This is a genomic window from Streptococcus rupicaprae, from assembly GCF_040545225.1.
Lineage (GTDB): Bacteria > Bacillota > Bacilli > Lactobacillales > Streptococcaceae > Streptococcus > Streptococcus rupicaprae.
This window is the reverse complement of the sequence record NZ_JBEPLO010000006.1, coordinates 58,359-79,032: the sequence shown is the minus strand read 5'-3', so window position 1 is coordinate 79,032 and position 20,674 is coordinate 58,359. Positions and strand designations below refer to the sequence as shown.

At 40.1% G+C, this 20,674-nt stretch carries 18 protein-coding genes and 4 pseudogenes; 18 read left to right on the top strand and 4 right to left on the bottom strand.

Translation table 11 applies throughout. From position 1 onward, the window contains the following. The first annotated feature begins 18 nt into the window (after positions 1–18). Positions 19–1,124: pseudogene (locus ABID29_RS03880) on the top strand (IS3 family transposase). A 50-nt stretch (positions 1,125–1,174) separates the two neighbouring features. Here ABID29_RS03880 and ABID29_RS12320 read toward each other — a convergent pair. Together ABID29_RS12320 and ABID29_RS03870 are read right to left on the bottom strand one after the other, a co-directional pair. Then, positions 1,175–1,380, bottom strand: a pseudogene (locus tag ABID29_RS12320) (GntR family transcriptional regulator); the annotation flags it as partial. 72 nt (positions 1,381–1,452) lie between these two features. Beyond that, positions 1,453–2,289, bottom strand: coding sequence for an AraC family transcriptional regulator (locus ABID29_RS03870; protein WP_354364534.1), 837 nt, complete (start codon positions 2,287–2,289; stop codon positions 1,453–1,455). 112 nt (positions 2,290–2,401) lie between these two features. Between ABID29_RS03870 and ABID29_RS03865 the strand changes: the two genes are divergently transcribed. From ABID29_RS03865 to ABID29_RS03790, 15 genes and pseudogenes are all read left to right on the top strand, one after another. Then, positions 2,402–4,567, top strand: a complete 2,166-nt coding sequence (locus ABID29_RS03865) for an alpha-galactosidase (protein ID WP_354364533.1) — start codon at positions 2,402–2,404, stop codon at positions 4,565–4,567. Positions 4,568–4,576: 9 nt separating this feature from the next. Beyond that, positions 4,577–5,812 (top strand): ABC transporter substrate-binding protein, encoded by a 1,236-nt coding sequence (locus ABID29_RS03860; protein ID WP_354364531.1) that lies wholly within the window; start codon positions 4,577–4,579, stop codon positions 5,810–5,812. Positions 5,813–5,981: 169 nt separating this feature from the next. Further along, positions 5,982–6,857, top strand: a complete 876-nt coding sequence (locus tag ABID29_RS03855; protein ID WP_354364530.1) for a carbohydrate ABC transporter permease — start codon at positions 5,982–5,984, stop codon at positions 6,855–6,857. An 8-nt stretch (positions 6,858–6,865) separates the two neighbouring features. Then, complete coding sequence (locus ABID29_RS03850) at positions 6,866–7,696, top strand: carbohydrate ABC transporter permease (RefSeq protein WP_354364529.1); 831 nt, start codon at positions 6,866–6,868, stop codon at positions 7,694–7,696. A 118-nt stretch (positions 7,697–7,814) separates the two neighbouring features. Then, positions 7,815–9,260, top strand: coding sequence for a sucrose phosphorylase (gene gtfA / locus ABID29_RS03845; RefSeq protein WP_354364528.1), 1,446 nt, complete (start codon positions 7,815–7,817; stop codon positions 9,258–9,260). A 209-nt stretch (positions 9,261–9,469) separates the two neighbouring features. Continuing rightward, a pseudogene (locus ABID29_RS12315) lies at positions 9,470–10,178 on the top strand (transposase); the annotation flags it as partial. Between the two features lie 266 nt (positions 10,179–10,444). Next, positions 10,445–10,717: a PspC domain-containing protein gene (locus tag ABID29_RS03830; RefSeq protein WP_354364526.1), complete on the top strand. Its 273-nt coding sequence runs from the start codon at positions 10,445–10,447 to the stop codon at positions 10,715–10,717. A 127-nt stretch (positions 10,718–10,844) separates the two neighbouring features. Continuing rightward, entirely contained in the window at positions 10,845–11,780 is a 936-nt protein-coding gene (gene hprK, locus ABID29_RS03825) for an HPr(Ser) kinase/phosphatase (RefSeq protein ID WP_354364525.1), read from the top strand. After that, entirely contained in the window at positions 11,773–12,543 is a 771-nt protein-coding gene (gene lgt / locus ABID29_RS03820) for a prolipoprotein diacylglyceryl transferase (protein WP_354364524.1), read from the top strand. Before hprK ends, lgt begins: the two co-directional genes overlap by 8 nt. 22 nt (positions 12,544–12,565) lie before the next feature. Then, a complete protein-coding gene (locus tag ABID29_RS03815) occupies positions 12,566–12,949 on the top strand; it encodes a DUF948 domain-containing protein (protein WP_354364523.1) in 384 nt (127 codons plus the stop codon). A gap of 12 nt (positions 12,950–12,961) precedes the next feature. Continuing rightward, positions 12,962–13,498 carry a YtxH domain-containing protein gene (locus ABID29_RS03810; protein WP_354364521.1) on the top strand — a complete coding sequence of 179 codons (537 nt, stop codon included), beginning with the start codon at positions 12,962–12,964 and terminating at the stop codon, positions 13,496–13,498. 558 nt (positions 13,499–14,056) lie between these two features. Then, positions 14,057–14,797, top strand: coding sequence for a glycerophosphodiester phosphodiesterase (locus ABID29_RS03805; RefSeq protein WP_354364519.1), 741 nt, complete (start codon positions 14,057–14,059; stop codon positions 14,795–14,797). Next, on the top strand, positions 14,794–15,564 hold the full coding sequence (locus ABID29_RS03800; RefSeq protein ID WP_354364518.1) for a PHP domain-containing protein: 771 nt from the start codon (positions 14,794–14,796) through the stop codon (positions 15,562–15,564). The genes ABID29_RS03805 and ABID29_RS03800 overlap by 4 nt, the downstream gene beginning before the upstream one ends. Next, a complete protein-coding gene (locus tag ABID29_RS03795; RefSeq protein ID WP_354364517.1) occupies positions 15,565–16,215 on the top strand; it encodes a DUF1868 domain-containing protein in 651 nt (216 codons plus the stop codon). It abuts the gene before it with no gap. 28 nt (positions 16,216–16,243) lie between these two features. Then, positions 16,244–17,077, top strand: a complete 834-nt coding sequence (locus ABID29_RS03790; RefSeq protein WP_354364516.1) for an MBL fold metallo-hydrolase — start codon at positions 16,244–16,246, stop codon at positions 17,075–17,077. Between the two features lie 236 nt (positions 17,078–17,313). Here ABID29_RS03790 and ABID29_RS03785 read toward each other — a convergent pair. Beyond that, positions 17,314–17,574, bottom strand: a pseudogene (locus ABID29_RS03785) (type II toxin-antitoxin system RelE family toxin). Positions 17,575–18,069: 495 nt separating this feature from the next. Then, positions 18,070–18,933, bottom strand: coding sequence for an AraC family transcriptional regulator (locus ABID29_RS03775; protein ID WP_354364514.1), 864 nt, complete (start codon positions 18,931–18,933; stop codon positions 18,070–18,072). A gap of 95 nt (positions 18,934–19,028) precedes the next feature. On the opposite strand from ABID29_RS03775, the gene ABID29_RS03770 reads away from it, so the two are divergent. Both ABID29_RS03770 and ABID29_RS03765 read left to right on the top strand, forming a co-directional pair. Next, complete coding sequence (locus ABID29_RS03770) at positions 19,029–19,865, top strand: MBL fold metallo-hydrolase (protein WP_354364513.1); 837 nt, start codon at positions 19,029–19,031, stop codon at positions 19,863–19,865. A gap of 8 nt (positions 19,866–19,873) precedes the next feature. Beyond that, a complete protein-coding gene (locus tag ABID29_RS03765) occupies positions 19,874–20,665 on the top strand; it encodes an inositol monophosphatase family protein (protein WP_354364512.1) in 792 nt (263 codons plus the stop codon). The last annotated feature ends 9 nt before the right edge of the window (positions 20,666–20,674 follow it).

The window sequence follows — 20,674 nt, the reverse complement described above, 5'->3', positions numbered from 1 at the left end:
AAATAAAAGGAGAACTATATGTCTAGAAAAATCCGTCGTCATTTTACGGATGACTTCAAAAAACAAATCGTTGACCTGCACAATGCAGGTATGAAACGAAGTGCGCTGATCAAAGAATATGATTTAACCCCCTCTACCTTTGACAAATGGGTGAGACAGGCCAAAACAACGGGGTCATTTAAAACGGTTGATAACCTCACCGATGAACAGCGTGAGCTCATTGAACTCAGAAAGCGCAATAAAGAGCTAGAAATGCAGGTCGATATCCTAAAGCAAGCAGCAGTGATTATGGCACAAAAAGGGAAATAATCACTGCTAATAAGGAGAAATATAGTATTTCAAAAATGTGCCGCTGGCTAAACATCCCTCGCTCCAGTTATTACTACAGGTCAGTAGAGCCAGTATCTGAAGCGGAGCTTGAAGAAAAAATCAAAAGGATTTTCCTTGAGAGCAAGGCCAGATATGGTGCTCGAAAAATCAAGAAGTGTCTAGAATCTGAAGGTATCCAACTCTCTTGTCGTCGGATTCGCCGCATGATGAAGTGATTGAACTTGGTTTCTGTTTACCAGAAAGCAGCAGTCAAACCACAGTCTAAAGGGAAAAATGAAGCCTCCATTCCCAATCATTTAGCCAGACAATTCAACCAAGAAAAACCCCTGGAAGTCCTTGTCACTGACTTGACCTATGTCCGTGTGGGCAGTCGCTGGGCCTATATTTGCTTGATGATTGACCTCTTTAATCGTGAAATCATCGGTCTGTCAGTCGGTTGGCATAAGACTGTAGAGCTGGTTAAACAAGCCATCCAAAGTATTCCTTACGCCCTGACCAAGGTCAACCTCTTCCACTCGGATCGGGGCAAGGAGTTCGATAATCAGTTGATTGATGAGATGCTTGAAACCTTTGGCATTACCCTTTCCCTCAGTCAAGCGGGCTGTCCCTATGATAATGCCGTCGCTGAGAGCACCTATCGCTCCTTTAAACTGGAGTTTATCAACCAAGAAACCTTTCATTCACTAGAAGAACTAACCCTTAAAACTAAGGACTATGTCCACTGGTGGAATCATCATCGCATTCATAGTACTCTCGATTACCAAACACCTATGGCTAAGCGAGTGATCGCCTAACAAAAATACTTTATAAAAATTGTACAGAAAAGGTTTGCCTTTTCACCTATTTCATCCAAGATATAATATACACTTTTTTCGACGGCATAAAGGACGTTTTGGTATTTCAACTCTAGCATTGCCTTTTGCACAGTATCCTTACTACAACGATACTGTTTACTAAGTTGCCGGATAGAAGGTAATTTTTGTCCTCGCTTAAATCGCTCCTCCTCAATTCCTACGAGGTTATCTCAATAACTACCTGATATTTACTCATCATAAACAGCCCCCTTAGCGATTAGTGGCTCTATTGTAGCTTATTGCCAGTGAAATAATAATATCGGAAGTCTTATATCCCTCTATCGTTTTTTCGGAATTGACTAGGAGACATGGAGTAAAATTCTTTGAAGGCTTTTGAAAAATAGAGTGGATCAAGATAACCAACAGAATAAGAGATGACTTTGATAGACTCTTGCGTATTTTCCAATAATTGCTTGGCTCTCTTCATTCTGGTTTGAAGTAGGTAGTCTTTAGGGCTTACATGATAGTATTTTTTAAACAGTGTCGTTAGATAACTTCGATTAACATTGAGTTTTTGGGCAATAGATGAGATAGATAGACCATCAATACTGTAATGCTTTTCAATGACATGACGGCATTCTTGGCAAATTTTTTCTGTTTGGCTCAATTCGTGAGAAGAGGAGTTGGGAGAAAGAATATTTAGTTCATAAAGCAATTGATATGCTTGACTGAGCAATTCTAGCTGATTACCTATGGTCCGCTCTTTTTCTTCTGCTTGGGTAATCAGTTGGATCATTTGTTTGGCTACTTTTTTCGTTGATTGCTTTTTATTATGTTGAATATAAGCCACCTCTCCTAAGCTTGATAAGCCAAAATAAAGATCAGCCTTATTGCCACCAATGCCAATCCAATAATAGGACCAAGGATCTTCTGAGTCTGCTTGGTAAAAGGTCGTTTCATTTGCTTTTAGCAAAAATAAATCGCCAGCAGATAATGGGATTTCTTGATTTTTATAATAAAAGGTCCCTTTACCTTGGGAAATGTAGTGGATGACATAATTGTCTCGGATAGCTGGGCCGAAAGAATAGGAAGGCGCGCATTCCTCAAAACCATAAAAGTCAATAGATAAGTCCATTGTGTCTGTATTTAATTCAGCAAAAAGCATGTGTCACCTCATCTCTTTTTTACTAACATTGTACCATATTTAACTAACAAAATTCCATTTCTAGAAGCGCTTACAAATGGTAAAATGAAACTATCATTACAGGGGGGTTAAGATGATTGATTATCAAGAAACGGCTTTATTATTCCATTTGAAAGCCAAACGTTTCTCTTATATTTTGCAAATTCTAGACAATAAACTCCTTGTCCATCGCTATTTTGGAAAACGCGTGGAGCACTTTAGTCCAGATAACAAAATAACATATTTAGATAGAGCTTTTTCACCGAATCCAACGAGCAAAGATAGGACTTTTTCACTAGATACCCTACCGTTAGAGTATAGCAGCAATGGATTGGGCGATTTCAGAACCTCAGCCATTGAAGTTACCTGTGAAAAAGGAACAGCACTGGATTTGCGTTACCAAGCGCATCGGATGTATAAAGGGAAGCCAGCCTTATCAGGATTACCTGCTAGTTTTGGGGACGAAGATCAAGTGGAGACACTCGAAATTGATCTTTATGATGAGTTGACAGATGTCACCGTGACCCTTTTTTACAGCATCTTTGAAGAAGCAAACTACCTGACACGATCTGCTGTGATTAAAACAGGAAGTCAAGCAGTGAAATTGGAAAAAGCCTTGTCAATGACCTTGGATCTGCCACATAAACAGTTTATGGTGCACACTCTAACGGGGCGTTATGGCTATGAAAAAGAATGGACGAAGACACCGTTGACACAAGGGAAATACTCCGTTGGGAGTATTCGTGGGGCCTCTAGTCATTCTCGGACACCATTTATTGCTTTAGCAGACCCTATTGCCACAGAGGAGCAGGGCGATATCTATACCGCTCAATTGGTTTACAGTGGCAATTTTACAGCCTTTGTGGAAACAACTGCCCTCCAGACGACACGTTTGGGGATTGGTTTGAATGATGAGAAGTTCCGCTGGCAATTAGCTGCGAATGATTCGTTTCAAACACCAGAGGCTTTACTGAGTTTTACTCCGAATGGCTTTACAGGTTTAACTTGGGATAGTCAGCATTTTGCTCGTCATCATATTGCGCGTGGTAAATGGGCTCATAAGGAACGCCCAATTCTTATAAACAACTGGGAAGCCACCTACTTCCATTTCACAGAAAATAAAATAGTAGAACTGGCCCAGTCAGCTAGAGATGCCGGCATTGAGTTGTTCGTGCTAGACGATGGCTGGTTTGGTAAGCGCAATTCGGATACCTGCTCACTTGGTGATTGGGTGGAAAATCGCGATAAATTGCCATCAGGCTTGTCTGGTCTTGCTCGGAAAATCAATGAATTAGGTATGGCCTTTGGCTTATGGTTTGAACCAGAGATGGTGTCTGAAGATAGCGATCTGTATCGAGCGCATCCGGATTGGGTCATTCAGATTAAAGGGCGTAGTCATACCTATAGTAGGGAACAATTAGTCTTAGATTTATCTAAAGAAGAGGTATGTGATTATTTGATTGAATCGGTATCAGCTATCCTTCAATCAGCCAATATTGCCTATGTAAAATGGGATATGAATCGAAATATCACAAATATTCCAGAATACCAAGCCAATCACCAAAAGAATGAGTTTTACCATCGATATATGCTTGGTCTTTACAGAGTGCTAGAGACACTCAATAAACGTTTCCCAGAAGTTTTGTTTGAATCTTGTTCTGGAGGCGGTGGGCGAAATGATTTAGGAATGCTCTATTACATGCCTCAAGCTTGGGCAAGTGACAATACGGATGCGATAGGGCGCTTGTCCATTCAAGAAGGAACAGGATTGATTTTCCCATCTATCAGTGTAGGAGCACACGTTTCAGCTGTTCCGAATCACCAGACAGGAAGGGTCACACCTCTATCAACTCGGGGGAACGTCGCCATGTTGGGGAATCTTGGATATGAGTTAGATTTGCATGCTCTACCTGAACACAAAATCACAGAAATTACGGAACAGGTAAAAACTTACAAGTCTATTCGACAAACTGTTCAGTTTGGTGATTACTATCGCTTAAAAAAGACTGATAATACCTATGCTTACAATTATGTGAATGACGATAAGAGTCAAGTTGTCTTCACCTTCGTCAAAATTCTTTCTCAGCCAGAAGCACCACTCGTTCAGGTGAAGCTAAGAGGCTTAGATGCAAGTGCACAATATTACTCAAAAGAGTTAGATGCTACTTTTTACGGAGATGAACTCATGAACATTGGCTTAACCATGCCTCATGTTCAAAAAGATTATTTTAGTGTACAATATATATTTCATAAACAATAGGAGGATCTTATGAAATTCAAAACTTTCTTAAAATGTGCAAGTGTTTGTGCATTCGCTAGCTTCTTAGTTGCTTGTGGCAATGGCCAAAGTAGTGACACTGTTCAAATCGAGTTCTTCTCACAAAAACCTGAAATGAAAGCCACTTTGGAAGAAATCGTCAAAGATTTCGAGAAAGAAAACCCAGAAATTGATGTCAAATTCACCAGTGTACCGGATCCAGGAACAGTCTTGAAAACACGTATGGCAAATGAAGAAGCGCCAGATATTATCAATATCTATCCACAGAACGCTGACTTTAAAGAGTATGCAGCTGATGGACGTTTTGCTGAATTAACAGATGATGCAGGTCTGTCCAACCTAAAAGCTGGAGCAGCAGATACGTATGCTGTGGATGGCAAAGTATATTCATTGCCACTTAATGCTAATGCCTATGGAATCTACTATAATAAGACAGCTTTTGAAAAGATAGGATTGAAAGTTCCGACAACTTATGCTGAATTTAAAGAGTTAGTAGCAACCATCAAAAAAGATGGTTCAGTAGCACCATTTGCCTTGTCATTGGGGGATGCATGGTCACTCAATGGCTATCATCAGTTAGCTTGGATTACAGTTGCAGGTGGTTTTGATGGAGCAGAAGACAAATTAATCCGTAGCGAAAAAGGAGCGATTTCTGCAACCGATCCAGCCACGACAGCAGTTCTTGAACGCTTAGCATTGTTGACAGATAATGGCCAAAAAGGATTTACCGGTGCCAAGTATGCAGATGCAGTAGCGGCTTTTGCTAAGGGTGAAGCCTTGATGATGCCTCAAGGAACATGGGCGGCGACCGTTGTGAATCAGCAAAAACCAGACTTTGAATATGGCATATTTGCCTTTCCGACAGAAGATGGTAAGACATATACGGTTGGTGCAGCAGATATGGCACTTTCCATCAGTAAAGAATCAAAGCATCAAAAAGAGGCACAGAAATTCTTGAGCTATATTTCAAGCAAAGAAGTGTTCCAAAAATACTATGATGTAGATGGTTCTGCAACAGCAGTAGAAGGAATTGATACAGAAGGTAAATTCCAAGAAATTGCAGGGGTAACAGAACTTGCCTTTACAGAGTTTCACCCAGTTTGGCTTCAAAGCGAATGGGAATCAGAAGACGAATTTTGGAATGTGACGGTTGAAACGGTCAAGAAACCTGATGCAACAGAATTAGCGAAAGATTTGAACGCATTCTTTGATCCGATGAAAAAATAAATCAGGTCATTTTATCTGAATAAAGTCAACGAGGAGGTTGGGAGATTATTCTCGATCTCCTCTTATTTTTAATCAATGATAGAACAGGAATGATTGACACATGAGAAACTAACCTGTTCTCATATGTCAGTTGTTTCAGTATTTCAATCAGATGATGAGGAGGCAGTTTATGGTAAAAAATAAAGGATTTATTGAGAGGTATTGGGCATATTTATTTGTTCTTGTTCCGATCATGTTACAGGCCTTGTTTTTCTTTTATCCACTTGTTCAGGGGATTTTTTATAGTTTGACTGACTGGAACGGTTTGAGTAGCTCATTTAAGGTCATTGGGATTCAAAATTATATAGATGTGCTAAAAGACAGTCATTTCTATACCAGTATTACATTTACTATTTTATTTACACTCGGTTTATTGGTTGGGGAAATTGTCATTGGAATTTTTATGGCTACTTTACTGAATCGGAAGATTAAAGCACTTGGTTTTTTCCGAACATGGTATTTTTTCCCAGCTGTTTTATCAACCGTGACACTCGGATTAATCTTTAGCCAACTATTCAACTATGGCTTGCCACAGATTGGTGAGCTGTTGGGAATAGACTGGTTATCTGAGAATCTGCTTGTTCAAGAACATACCGTTATCCCATCAGCCATCTTTGTTGCACTCTGGCAAGGTTTGGCGATGCCGATTATCATTTTTCTAGCTGGTCTTCAAAGCATTCCTTCCGATATACTCGAAGCCGCTGAAATCGATGGTGCCAATCGTCGTCAGAAGTTCTTGAATATTGAACTGCCTTTCTTGCTTCCATCTATTTCTATGGTCTTCATTTTGGCTTTGAAGTCTGGGCTCACAGCTTTTGATCTGATTTTCTCATTGACAAAAGGAGGACCAGACGGCAAGACAGAATCATTGGGGCTCTTAGTCTATAACTATGCCTTTGTAGACAATAAATTTTCGTATGCAAATGCTTTAGCTGTCATATTATTCTTGATTATAGCTATTATTTCTGTGATTCAGATTTCTGTATCACGTAAATTTGAAGTGTGAGGTGTCAGATGGCAAATAAAAAGCAAAAAAATTGGTGGGTTTACCTCATTCTCTTTGCAGGTATCTTGATGATGTTGCTCCCCTTGGTGATGACCGTCATCAGTTCTTTTAAACCAACGAGTGAGATTACAGGAAACTTCTTTGGCTTTCCAGAAGAATTTATCCTAGATAATTATATTCGTCTTTTTGAGGATGGAATTACAACTTATTTTGGGAATTCAGCATTGATTACAGTTGTGGGAGTGGCGCTTATTATTGCTATTATTCCTATGGCTGCCTTCTCTATCGCCCGTCGTATGGAGCGTAATAAGGCGTTCGCTATCATGTATATTTTCTTGATTATCGGGATTTTTGTTCCTTTCCAAGTCATCATGATTCCGATGACCAAACTCATGTCTACACTAGGTCTTAGCAATATGACAGGATTAATTTTGCTCTACCTAGCCTATGCAGTGCCACAGACACTCTTCCTCTATGTTGGGTACATCAAGACAATTGTTCCTGAAGATATGGATGAGGCTGCTGCAATTGACGGTTGTGATAAGTTCACTATGTATTGGAAAATTATTTTCCCATTGATGAAGCCGATGCATGCGACTGTTTTAATTATCAATGCTCTTTGGTTATGGAATGATTTCCTTTTACCATTGCTCGTTTTGAATAAAGACCAAAATATGTGGACCTTGCCCTTATTCCAATACAATTACCAAGGCATGTACTTCAGTGATTATGGACCAAGCTTTGCATCCTATGTTGTGGGTATTATTCCAATTCTCATCGTTTATCTCATTTTCCAGAAAAATATTATATCTGGTATGACCAGCGGTGCTGTAAAATAGAAAAAGGCAATTTGTATTTTTGTGTAAACTGTCCTAAATTTTCAGCTGGAATGCCCCTACAATAAAAGCGCTATTTTTGATATGATGAAGAAAATATAGAACCGGAGGCCAAAAAATTATGGCAATTACAAATAAGACCATGATCATCACCTATTCAGATAGTTTAGGAAAAAATCTAAAGGAACTAGATGAAAACTTGACCAAGTATTTTGGTGATGCGGTGGGCGGTGTGCACCTACTTCCATTTTTTCCATCAACAGGCGACCGTGGTTTTGCACCAGTGGATTATGATGAGGTCGATGCCGCTTTTGGTGACTGGGATGATGTGAAGCGTCTTGGGGAGAAATATTACCTCATGTTTGACTTTATGATCAATCACATTTCCCGTCAATCTAAGTATTACAAGGATTTCCAAGAAAAGAAGGACGAGTCAGAATACGCTGATTTATTCCTACGCTGGGAAAAATTCTGGCCTGAAAATCGTCCAACAAAAGAAGATGTCGATTTGATTTACAAACGTAAGGATAAAGCTCCAATGCAGGAAATTGTCTTTGCAGATGGCTCAAAAGAACATCTCTGGAATACCTTTGGCGAGGAACAAATCGACCTTGATGTGACAAAAGAAGTGACCATGGACTTTATCAAAAAGACCATTGAACACTTGGCAGCGAATGGTTGTGATTTGATCCGTTTGGATGCCTTTGCCTATGCCGTGAAGAAATTGGATACCAATGATTTCTTTGTGGAGCCTGAAATTTGGGACTTGCTGGACAAGGTGCGCGACATGGCAGCAGAAGCAGGAGCAGAGCTGCTTCCTGAAATTCATGAACATTATACGATTCAGTTCAAGATTGCGGATCACGACTACTATGTCTATGATTTTGCGCTTCCAATGGTGACGCTTCATGCTCTTTATTCCACTCATACGAATCAATTGGCCAAATGGTTGAAGATGAGTCCGATGAAGCAATTCACAACGCTGGATACACATGATGGGATTGGTGTGGTCGATGTCAAAGATATTTTGACAGATGAAGAAATTGATTTTGCATCAAATGAGCTTTATAAAGTCGGTGCCAATGTCAAACGGAAATATTCTTCAGCTGAGTACAATAATTTGGATATTTATCAAATTAACTCGACCTACTATTCGGCTCTCGGTGATGATGACAAGAAATATTTCCTTGCCCGTCTTATCCAAGCCTTTGCCCCAGGGATTCCACAAGTGTATTATGTAGGGTTCTTAGCTGGAAAGAACGACTTAGAGCTGCTTGAAAGTACCAAGGAAGGTCGTAATATCAACCGTCACTACTACACAAGCGAAGAAATCGCTGAAGAAGTAGAACGCCCAGTGGTCAAAGCTCTTCTAAAACTCTTTACCTATCGTAATCAGAGCGCAGCCTTTGACCTAGATGGTGGTATTGAGGTAGCAACACCAAATGAGCATACGATTATTATTACTCGTCACAATGCGGACAAGTCAGTAGTCGCAGAAGCAACTCTTGATTTGAAAGAACTGACTTATACTGTCACTGAAAATAAGGAAAACATTCCGTTTGACTAAAATAAAAGTTTGTAACAAACGTTTAAACTAAAAAACGAACAAAGATGGTTTTCTGATAGCCAGAATGTTAACTTGTTCGTTTTTTGGGCTCATTGTCAACTGTAGTGGGTTGATGAAAAGCTATATCCTGGAGAGGATGGTTTTGTGAGCTCACTGAAAAAGTCATCGTTTGATGGCTTTTTTTGCTATACTAAAGTTGAGGTGATGGTATGCTTGATAATCAGTTGACTTTAGAGGTTAGTCCCTATTCTACTCTGTATGATATTGTTGTTCCTAAAACTCATTTTTGACGTCAGCTAACAGAACTCTGTGATTTTAGCTTTATTTATGACGAGCTGGAAAAGAATTATTGTCCTGACTTTTGACGTCGTGCTTACTCTCCCATCATGAGTTCAAATATCTCCTCTTAAAAGACATCGATCAGTTGTCCGATGTGGAAGTGGTGGAACGGTCCTTTTCCGATATGGCCTTCAACTATTTTCTTGGTCTAGCTCCTGAAGACCATGTCATCGAACCCTCCTCATTGACAAAATTTCGGAAACTGAGGATTAAAGATGAAAAGTTACTTGATTGACTCATCGCTAAATCCGTCCAAATTGCGCTAGAACTTGGCTTGATTAAACGTCATATTCTCATTGTCGATGCGACTATACCAAAGTTCATGACAAGCATAAGAAGCCGCAAGAAATCCTCCGAGAACGCTCGAAAGCCTTGCGCAAAACGATTGACCAGTATTCGGAAGGTATCGCATCTGATTTTCCCAATAAACCGCAAGAAGATACCCTTGAAGCAGCATTAGTTCATACTGGGCAACTTATGGCTGTGATTGAAAAATACGACGAACTCCTAGCCTTGCCTGTTATCTCACAGACATTCAATTATCTAAAAGAAGCTGTAGAGGATGACTTAGAGTACTTTTAGTCCTCTGTTAAGGAAGAGGCAAAAATTGGTCATATAAGTCTTTCTAATGTGAGTTTGGTCGCTTTAATCTTCATGTTGGGTTTACCCACTACAGGCATTATAGAACATTTTCTATGAATCGCAAAAGCCTTCAAAACCACTGGACATACAAGGAATTGAGAAAAAATAGTTTTTAAGAAAGCGAAATCAGTCTTGGGACGGATGGTTTTTTTGGCTCGGAGAGAGTATAATAAAATCATCCAGTGAAAGAGAGGTAGAGAGCTATGCAGGCACGTTTTTATAAACTTAAACAAAATAAAATGATTTCCGGCGTTCTTGCTGGCATTGCGGATAAGTTCGGTTGGAACTTGCAATACCTACGTCTCCTCTTCTTTGTCTTCTCGGTCTTTAACCCGGTCATTGGCCCTTTGGTTTACTACCTCATGAGTCATTCTCTCTCTAACAAGGACGAATTGACCCGTGAGCGATTTGGGCAAGCTCCTCGCCGGATCAAAGAGGCTGAAAAGATCAAAGAAAAGACTAACTGGTTTAGGTAATTTGCTCCTCCCCCTAAAAGAAGGCCCGTAAGGGTCTTTCTTTTTTACATGAAAAAGTTAAGGGCTTTCAAAGGAAAATTTGGAAAGAACATGATATAATAGTAGCAAGCTATTAGGAAGGAGATTTATGGTAGTTACAGTAAAAGAACTTGTTGAAAAAGTTCGTTTAAATATTATTTATGGAAGGGATGAGCTCTTAAACAAGGAGATTACAACCTCTGATATTTCACGTCCAGGGCTCGAAATGACAGGCTATTTTGATTATTACTCGCCGGAGCGTATTCAGTTGATTGGGATGAAAGAATGGTCCTATCTGACCAAGATGACCGCTCACAACCGCCTTCAGGTGCTCAGTGAAATGATCAAAGCCGAAACACCTGCCTTTATCGTTTCAAGAGGATTAGAGATTCCTGATGAGATGCTGGAAGCGGCCCGGTCAGAAGGGATTGCGGTTTTGCAGAGCAATGTGCCGACTAGTCGTCTCTCTGGGGAGCTATCCAGCTATTTAGATTCGCGTTTGGCTAAACGTACCAGCGTCCATGGAGTATTGATGGATATCTATGGGATGGGGGTGCTTATCCAAGGCGACTCAGGGATCGGTAAGTCGGAAACGGGTCTTGAGTTGGTCAAGCGAGGACACCGTCTGGTCGCAGATGACCGTGTCGATGTTTATGCCAAAGATGACGTAACGCTTTGGGGAGAACCTGCCGAGATTTTGCGGCATCTGCTGGAAATTCGTGGCGTTGGGATAATTGATATCATGAGCCTTTACGGGGCGTCAGCTGTCAAGGATTCTTCCCAAGTTCAGTTGGCTATCTATCTTGAGAATTATGATGCGGGGAAAGTCTTTGATCGTTTGGGCAATGGCAATGAAGAAATCGAGATTGCCAATGTCCGTATCCCTAGGATCCGTATTCCTGTGAAGACTGGTCGTAACATTTCGGTAGTCATCGAAGCAGCGGCCATGAACTATCGTTCACGGGAGATGGGGTTTGATGCCACAAAGACCTTTGAAGAGCGCTTAACTAATTTGATTGCTCAAAATGGAGTTGCAGATGATTGATCCGATTGCAGTTGAGCTAGGGCCCTTGCAGATCCGTTGGTATGCCCTATGCATCTTGTCTGGTTTAATGTTAGCGGTCTATCTGGCCATGAAAGAGGCGCCTCGCAAAAAGATTGCTCCCGATCAGGTGATTGACTTTATCTTGATAGCTTTTCCGCTGGCCATTCTGGGAGCAAGGCTCTATTATGTGATTTTTTCCTGGGATCAGTACAAGGATAATCTCGGAGAAATTTTTGCGATTTGGAATGGAGGCATCGCGATTTATGGTGGCCTGATTGCTGGAGCCTTGGTCATGTATTGGTTTAGCCAAAGGCACTTCATCAATGTCTGGGATTTCTTAGATATTGCTGTTCCTGGGGTGCTAGTAGCCCAAGCTTTAGGGCGTTGGGGGAACTTTTTCAACCAGGAGGCTTATGGGGCAGCAGTTTCGCAACTGGATTATTTGCCAGCCTTTATTCGTGAACAGATGTTTATTGATGGGAGTTATCGGGTACCGACCTTCCTCTACGAATCTCTCTGGAATTTATTGGGCTTTGCCCTCATTATGGCAGTTCGTCATAGAGGCTTTCTCAAGCGTAGCGAACCGACAGCTTTTTACCTGATTTGGTATGGTATCGGTCGCTTTATCATAGAAGGCCTACGGACGGATAGTCTGATGCTTGGCAGCTTGAGAGTTTCCCAGTGGGTGTCGTTAGTGCTTATTGTCTTAGGATTAGGCCTTGTGGTCTATGCTAGAAAAACAAAAACTCAGCCTCTCTATTAGGCTATAAAAAAGGAGAATCTTTATGGGTGAAATTGCTTTATTGATTGCAGCGGTGGCTTTTGCGGCCTTGGTGGTTTATTTGATTTTGTTAATCACGAAAGTTTCTAAGGTTGTGGATGAAGCTCAGACGACCTTGAAGGTCTTGACGAGCGATGCCAATGTCACCTTTTATCAGGCCAATGAAATCTTGGCCAAGGCCAATGTTTTGGTCGATGATGTCAACGGAAAAATGGAAACCATCACGCCTTTATTTGTGGCCGTTGCAGACCTATCAACTTCTGTGTCTGATTTGAACCAATCGGCTAGAAATTTAACGTCTAAGGCGGGTCATGCCACTAAATCAACTGCTAAGGCAGGTAAGACCATGTCAGCTGTTGGCCTCGTTTCAAAATTGTTAAAAAAATAAGGAGGAACTCATATGTCCAAACCAAATAGAATTGTGACCACCCTCATCTTAGGTGCTGCGGGTGGTGCAGCTGCGGCAGTTTTTCTAGCCAGCAAGACAGGTAAGGCTGTTAAAAATAAGCTGGCAGACTATCTTCATGACTATCAGGAAAATCCAGAAGCCAAGCACTCTGAGTGGGTAGGAAGAGCTCAGGAAATCAAGGACCAAGCCCTTGAAAAATATACTGACGTCAAGCATAAGTTTGAAACTGGGGAATTGACGGCAGATGATATTGTGAGAACGGTCAAGGATAAGGCGGATGAAATTAAGGAGCGCGTGAGTCAAGATGATTTCTTCGCTCAGTTCAAGGATCAGGCGACCAAAGCTAAGACTGAGGCAGAGGAAGTCTTGACAGAGCTGGTTGAAGAGGAATCTTACAATCAAGAATCCATTTCAGAAGAGATTACGATTGATTTGAACGAAGTAGACCTCTTGGCAGATGAAGTGCTTGAGGACGATCCGAGTGAGGAAACGCAGCCTTACGACTCTGTTCACCAGCAAGGTCTTTGAGCGCTGTCTGGTCTTATAAATAGAGAGAATCTTTTATGAGAATACTAGCACTCTCGCTAGCAAAGCAAGGATAGCGTCTACTCAAGAAGCAGTTAGCTAAATTCCGAGACCTAGCTAAAGGTTTTAAACCAGCAACAAATAGAAAGAGAAAGAGACCCAATCGATAACTCGTCAGAGTTGGATTGGGTCTTGTTCTCTTCTCTACGCCTTAAGTCAGTTTTGGAGCTCAGCCCTCCTATAACCAGTGATGATTCCAAAACAGCTAATAAGAAATTTGACTTAATGCTCATACTCTTTGAAACTCAAAGATAACCGTTGTTAACTCGCTTTGATGAGCTCCAGTTCTACCATCAGTTTGGTTTCCTAGGCTAGATTGATTTTCCTTAAGTATTAATTTCCATTGACTGCTTGTCTGCTAAAATGCTATCTAAGTGAACAAACCTTTTCAAAGAGGTATCAATATGTCACAAATGTTATAGTCAAGGAAACATTTCTATCTAGTCCATCGGCATAAAAAAGAGGATAATAGTGGCATAGACATTTTTGAAAGGGATTGCAATGGATTTGATTCAGAAATTACGAGATAGTAATCAGTTGATTATAGGTGGGCACCGTGGGCAATTAGTGGAAGGTATTCGTGAAAATACCATTGCCACTTTTGAGACCATTCTTGGAAAAAATGTTCCCTATATTGAGGTAGATGTGCAGCTGACAAAAGATGGTGAATTGGTGCTATACCATGACCACGATCTATCTCTGCAAACGTCCTTATCCGGAATGATAAGGGATTACACCTTATCAGAGTTGCGCGACGTCTTCGAGCTCACTAGAGTTGAAGAAGCAATCATCTGGGCAAAACAACACCAGCTTGGCATTGCTTTTGAGTTGAAAATCCATCCTCGAAAAATGTGGCATGATCGTGATAGCATTGGAAATTTACTTGTTGAGCTGTTGCAGAAACATAACTTTCAAAAGGATTGTTTCGTATTTGGGACAGATTTTGCCTTGCTTAAGAAAGTAAAGCAAGCAGATGAAAGTATTCCACTGGCTGTGATCGTCCCTTTTATTCCTGTTAATCCAGTCCAGTTAATGGAAGGTATGCAGGCGGATATTTACCTTAATTTTGCCAAAAATTTACCCAAGGAATTAGTTGAAGAATTGCAAGAAGCAGGCTATCTGGTCGATGGTTCGGTTGTCAATGATAGGGAAGGCTTAGAGCTTGCCTTAGATTTAGGAGTCGATCTAATCGAAAGTGATTTTCCAGAAGAACTCTTACAAGAATTGGAGGTGCTACAATGACACAAGTTGCGAATTATCATACACATACCCGCTGGTGCAAACATGCTGTTGGTGAGATTGAGGATTATATTGAAACTGCGATTGCGGCTGGGTTGACTGAGCTTGCTATTACAGAGCATGTGCCACATGAAGACAATCATGACCCACGTCGCTTGCAGTGGGAGGAGTTTCCTGCCTATGATGCCGCATTAAACGAAGCGATTGCGAAATATGAGGGAAAAATCAAGATTTACAAGGGCTGGGAATGTGAGTTTTACAAGACCTCGCTCGGAGCTTATGATCAGTTCGCCAAGGACTACGGCTATGAGCTCTTTGTACTCGGGCAACACAGAAGTGGGGCCAATCGTGAGATAGACCACTTTGCCCCAAAAGGTAAGAGGGAAATTCAGCTTTACGCCGATGAGGTTTGTGAAGCCCTAGAGACCAGGCGCTTCCATTTTCTAGCCCATCCAGACCTCTATATGGTTGGTTATGCTGACTGGGACGATCATGCAAAAGGCGTCGCCAAACAAATCTTTGACGTATGCCAGAAATTGGATATTCCTGTTGAAATCAATGCGAATGGCCTACGAGATGGGCGAGAATATCCTGATCGTCGGGTTTTTGAACTGTCTAGACATTATGACCTTCGTTATCTTATCAATACGGATGCCCATGACCCTGCTCATATGGTCGGTAGGCCGGTTGACTTGGCAGAAGCCTTTGCAAGAGACTTAGAGATTGAAGTCATGCCTTATTTTGATGATTTTAAGAGAGGGAAATCATAGATGAATACCTTGACCAAGTTAAAATTTACAAAAGAGGGGGATTTTGCGCCCTTTGCAGGCAATACAGTTGTCGCCAATCTTTATGACCAGCCTCATCTTTTAACGATTGTTGATCAGTTGCAGACAGCTTATCGGGAGTTGCCTTTCAGTGAAAAATTGACACTCACGCCGCCTGAATCGATTCATATGACAGTATTTGAATTACTCTGTGACCAAAATCGCCAACCTGAATTTTGGAGTAAAGTTCTCCCTTTAGATATTCCCATTGCTGATGTTCATGCTTATTTTGCTGAGAAGCTCAGCCATTTTCCGCTGACAGGAGAACATATCAAAATGACTGTTCAAGGCTTGGGAAGACAGTGCATCCTATTAAAGCCTGCTGATAAGGCTAGTCAAGAGCGATTGGATAATATTCGCGATTTTATCTCTTATCAAACTGGTGTGGTTTTTCCAAACCATCATAACTATCAATTTCACATAACCTTTGGCTATATTCGCGAAGAATTGACAGATGAGGAAGTAGAGTTTTTGGCAGCTTGTCGTAAGGACTTGGAAAAAACCATTTTATCAAAGCTGACAGAAGTAGCTATTTCACGGATTGATTATACGACCTTTGAGAGCATGGCGCGTTTTGTGCCCTATGGACAATAGGAAAAGAGTTTGCCACTAAGGAGAAAAAATGGAGATTTGTTTTGTTGGCACAGCTGCTTCCGAGGGATTTCCAGCACCATTTTGTGCTTGTCAGGAATGTCAATCTGCTAAGCGAGAAGGTGGTAAAAATCTTCGTCGCCGCTCGTCTGCTGTGGTTGATGGGCAAGTGCTAATTGATTTTGGTCCAGATACTTATACAGCATATTTATCCGGAATCGTTGATTTGCTATCAATTACAGATATTGTCTTGACCCATTCTCATACTGATCATTTCTACGAGCGGGAACTGGTCAATCTTTTTGAGCCCATGAGTCTCCATAATCCTAATCTTCCTATCAAAATATATGGAAATGAGACTGTAATAGCTCAGATTAAAAACTATATGGTATCTCAGAGAAGGTGTTTTGACCAATTTTCTGAAGTGATGACCCTAATCATCGTTCAACCTTTTGAAAGTTTTAAGGTAGCCCACTTGACTTTTACTGCCTTGTTAGCGAATCATGCAGGACCCAATGAGAATGCCTATATTTATGAAATTTTTTCTGGAGATAAATCTATGCTCTATGGAACAGACACAGGCTTGTTACCAGCAGAAACAGTAGCTTATCTTCAGCAACATCCGCAAAATCTTTATGTCTTCGATGCAACAACAGGTAGCTACCTTAGCCCTTACGATAGTCACATGAGTTTTCGTGAAATAGCTCAAACTCTCGAAGCTATTGGTATGCCATCGCATTCAGATATCCCAATCTTTGGTACACACTTTGTTCATGGATTTTGTGGTCTGCATGATGAGTTGATTGAACAAGGGAAGCAGTACGGTATTATCCCAGCCTACGATGGTCTAATATTGAAAATCTAAACAAGAAATCAGCTGATAAACATGAGATTTTAATCAAAAATAAAATAGTTATTTATATCATAAACACCTGACATTAGATTTTTGATTGTCTAATGTCAGGTGTTTGTGTTTTCGAAAGTATTGTATCGATAAAAATAGGATTTTCTGGATATGATTAATTAATTGGGGTATAGTTTAGGCTTGATTTATGGATTCAGCAGGCAAGGACGTGTGCTCTACAAGGGACTAGTTGCTATTTAATAACCATCTCTTCTGTGTCCAAACTCAAGTGCCAAAATAACCATCTTATCATCTTGAAGATCACAGATGAGTCTATAGTCACCAATACGATAACGCCAATCGTTAGCATGATTAGCTGTGAAACCTTTACCATGAGTTCATGGATTATCCGTTCCGTCTAGGTGTTTATCAATCCAAGTAAACAGTAAGCGTTGAATTTGCTTATCTAATTTCTTGATTTGCTTTTGAACCTTTTTAGAATATTCCATCTGGTACATATTATAAGCCTAATTTCTTTTTAAAATCAGCATGGCTAATGGTTTTTGGAGTCTTTCTATAGTCTGTAAAAGCTTGATGATAGCTCTTTGAGTCATATTCATTGTTAATATGGCGATCCAAGTTTTTTTGAATAAACTGGAAAGGTTTTGTTCGGTTATTTGAGTATAGCTTTTAAAAAATTACTCTTCCTCTTGGTTTAATCTAATAGTTACTGTGGTTATGATTCTTACCTCGTTTCTATAAGTTACATTGGAATAGAATTTAAGAGATTTGCCAACCTAAGGCATCACTTACATGGTTTTCATCGACCATTGAGATTGCTTTTACTTATAGAAATTTATTGGATAAAAATGTTTCAGTGCTACTGATAGGGTTTAGTCCTCGGTTAGAAAAATAGGAAATACAACATATGTGATAGCAATTGCAACCTAAAACTATTTATTTACTAGTCTAATAACAGTAAAATAACAAATGTAAGTGGTTACAAAAAGTGATTAACCTAAAGAATGACGATATTCTGACGGTGTGCACTTGAACTGCCGTTTGAATTGCTTAGAGAAGTAAGCAGGAGATTCAAAACCTGTCTGATAAGCAATTTCTTTGATTGATAGTTGAGAATTGGATAGGAGGGAGACAGCTTTACTCAGCCGAACACTTAATATACTGTAGCTGATTGAGTTATTGATGGCCTTATGAAATATCCGATGAAGATGAGAGCGTGTGAGGCCAACATGGTTTGCAACCTCTTGAACGCTTAAATCGGGATTACCATAGTGCGTCGTAATATACTCAAGTGATTCGATATAGTAACGATTTTGTTTTGGTTCATTCTTTTTACCCGAGTGCATCAATTTTGATAAGATCGTGTAGAGATGTCCCATCAACCCATATTTTAAGGAGATGGGATTGCCCTCAAGTTCATACAAGGATTTGAAATGAGGAGTAAGGTTTATTCCTCTGTCACTCACGACAGGTTGGTTGATGAAATCGGTTAGATTAAGTAAATTTAAAGCATCTAAACCATCAAAACCAACCCAGTAGTAGGTGTAAGGATCAATTTCGTCAGCGATGTAATAGGTGAATTTGTAGGGCGGGATAAGAAATAAATCTCCTTGCTGAACAGGATAGGTTTGCCCGTCTATGACATAGATACCTTTACCAGAAGTAAGATAGTGGATAATATAGTGGTCGTATATGTTAACTTTAGTCTGATAGCCAGGGTTAGCTTTGAAGCGACAACCACTTTGAACGACATTGAGTCGATCGTCAGGTGTTGGAATATCTGTGTAATGTTTAAACTTGACTTGGGAATTATCTTTTCTGTTAACCAAATCAGCAGTTTGAATTTTTTCTGACATAGAGATACCTCTTATATACTACTAATTCTATTATATCATATAAAGTTTATTCTCAAATTTTTGATTATTTTATAATCATAATAAAGGAGTCATCTATGAAGTTTCGTTTTATTGGGACAGGGGCGTCGGAAGGATATCCAGCTACCTTTTGTGGTTGCGAGGGATGTAGAAAAGCCAAACAACTAGGTGGGAAAAACCTTCGTCGGCGTGCCTCAGCTGTTATTGATGACCATATTTTATTAGATTTTGGTCCTGATTTATATACAGCAAACTTTACAGATTTGGTAGATTTACCGTCTGTAACGGATATTGTCTTTACTCACTCGCATGTTGACCATCTTTACGAAAAAGAATTATTCAACCTGTTTGAGCCAATGGGTGTTGAAAATCCTAATTTGCCTATAAGAATTTATGGGAATGAAACAGTGATTAGTCAAATTAGAGACTATATGACAATCTTTAGGAAGCGTAGCTTAGAGAAAATTGCAGAAGTGATGACTCTCATAACAATTCAACCGTTCGAGAGTTTCCAAGTTGGGAATTTGACATTTACAGCTCTTCTAGCCAATCATGCAGGTCCGAATGAAGATGCCTACATTTATGAAATTGTTTCAGATGGTAAATCTATGCTTTATGGTACAGATACAGGTTTACTACCAGAAGAAACGAAGGATTATCTGACTGATCATCCCCTTGATGTTTATATATTTGACGCAACAAGTGGGAAAGTTCCATGTCCTTATAAAGAGCATATGGGTTATCCTGAAATTGCTCAGACATTAGAAGAAATAAGAGTAGTCGGTCGTGATGGTGTTCGTATTTATGGAACTCACTTTGTTCATAGCTGGTATGAGATGCATGATGACCTGATTAAATCAGGTGCACCGTATGGTATTATTCCAGCTTATGATGGTATGTCCTTTGAACTTTAGGAGGTCAGATGGTAGATTTAAAACAAATTGATGAACAACTTCGCCGAATTATCTTAGATATTGGTCGTGGCGTAAGAGAAAGCACCATTGCTATGGCTCAAATTGAAGAGAAGAAGAATCATCGTGATCTAGTTACCAATGTAGATAAAGAAGTTCAAGAATTGCTCAAAACAGCCTTGTTAGACCTCATGCCTGATACATTAGTATTTGGCGAGGAGAGCAAGGAGACTGTTACAGATTTCAACGTTCCATCACTTTGGATTATTGACCCCATCGACGGAACAAGTAATTTTGTCAAGCAGCATACAGATTATGCTATTATGCTGGCTTATTTTGAACATTTAGAACCAAAATTATCATACATCTATGATGTTGAGCGTGATATTCTTTATTGGTCTGTTGAGGGTCAAGGGTTCTTCGTTAACGGTAAACAAATAAGGTCTGTTAAAAATAAGGGTATGAACGATTCGCTTGCTTCAATATTTATTAGGAAATTTATCGAACACGGCAGAGATGAATATATCTTGCTTGCAAAAGAATCATTCGATGTTCGTTTTGGTGGTTCTCTAGGGATTGATGGTGCGAGGGTTGCAACTGGCCAGTTTGGAGCTTTCATTTCTCCAAGAATTGCTCCTTGGGATTTTGCCCCGTTCTTCCTTTTTGCTAAGGAATTGGACTTGCAACTAAGTGATTTTGATGGGAAACCATTAGATTTACACCAGTTTGGTTCGATAATATTGTCAACTAAACAGTATTATGCCGACTGGAAAAAATTCCAATCTTACGATAACATAGAATAAATAAGGAGG